Consider the following 1261-nt stretch of genomic DNA (forward strand, 5'->3'; position numbering starts at 1 on the left):
CAAGATTGTCACTCGCTTTACCGATAAAGAGCGTGGCATCAAAGCCAACGTGGAGTACCGCATCACGCAAGCAAGCTCAGACAGCATCATTGCGCAATCGAAAACGGGAGAGACACTCACGATTAACCCTAACGAGCTCAAAGACGGGCATTGGGATTATGCGTATAGCCGAACCGCGGACATGGCGCAAGGGGCCACCTACCCCCACGTCATTACCGCTATTCAGAGTAAAGGCGCACTGACCAACCTAAGACGTGCAGGCATCGATGTCACCCGTGCTAGCCAGCACATCAGGCTTTATACCGATAACACCCAACAACTGGTCAAAAGTTGGTTATCCAAAGAGAGCCACAAAGCCAGCGCAATAGAAACCCTCAACCAAATACCACCCAAAGACACCACTTACTTTAACCGTAATGCCCTGCCTCATGAGGACATCCGGTTCCAAAATAAAAGCGGTGACTTTGACTACAACAAATTTAGGGAGCACATCAATACGCAACTACCCAAATACACTGAAAGCCTTGCCACCCAATTATTAGGCAAGCCTAATCAATCCAAATCAGACCGGGATTACTTAGCCTTCGGCATTGGTAAGTCTGCGATTAAAGTGAGCTTAACCGGAGAATATCGTGGTTATTTTAAAGATTACACAACGGGCGAAAAAGGCGCTTTAATTAACCTTATCATGAGTCATAAGGACATCAGTTACAAAGATGCCATGAACCTAGCTCACAATATGATAAACGAGCCAGAAAAATACCAATTGGAGGAAAACAGTAATCACGAAAAATTACTCACCACTACCCCAAGGCATATTGCAAAGTTTGAAGAAAGAGCCAAGGAATACATCAGTGAAAGCTTGCCAATAAATGGCACCCTAGCACAAAGGTACTTAAACAGCCTTGGCATTAGTAATATCGAAAACAATAACGTGAAATACCACCCTGCAGTGTATTCATCCGAAGATAAATGTTTTCATCCTGCCATGCTAACCAACATCCATAATAAGCAAGGTGAAACTAAAGCCATTGAAGTGACTTATTTGGACTCGCAAGGAAATAGAGACAACACACTAGACATTAATCCACGAACGCTAGGTACAAAATCCAAACAATTAACTCACTTCCATCAAGGAGAGAATTTAAACACCACCATCATCAGCACCTCGATTGAAAACTCATTTCTGATACGAGACCAAACCAAAGGACAGATTGATATTATCAACGTCAATCACAAGAACGACATTCAAAACATCTCT

1 protein-coding gene is annotated in these 1261 nt (G+C 43.3%); it reads left to right on the forward strand.

Going from position 1 to position 1261, the window contains the following annotated elements:
- A partial coding sequence (locus OH459_RS27950) for a DUF7146 domain-containing protein (RefSeq protein WP_443088666.1) occupies positions 1-1261 on the forward strand: 1261 nt, incomplete at both ends.

The sequence above is a fragment of the Vibrio sp. MM46 genome (assembly GCF_027587135.1).
Taxonomy (GTDB): domain Bacteria; phylum Pseudomonadota; class Gammaproteobacteria; order Enterobacterales; family Vibrionaceae; genus Vibrio; species Vibrio harveyi.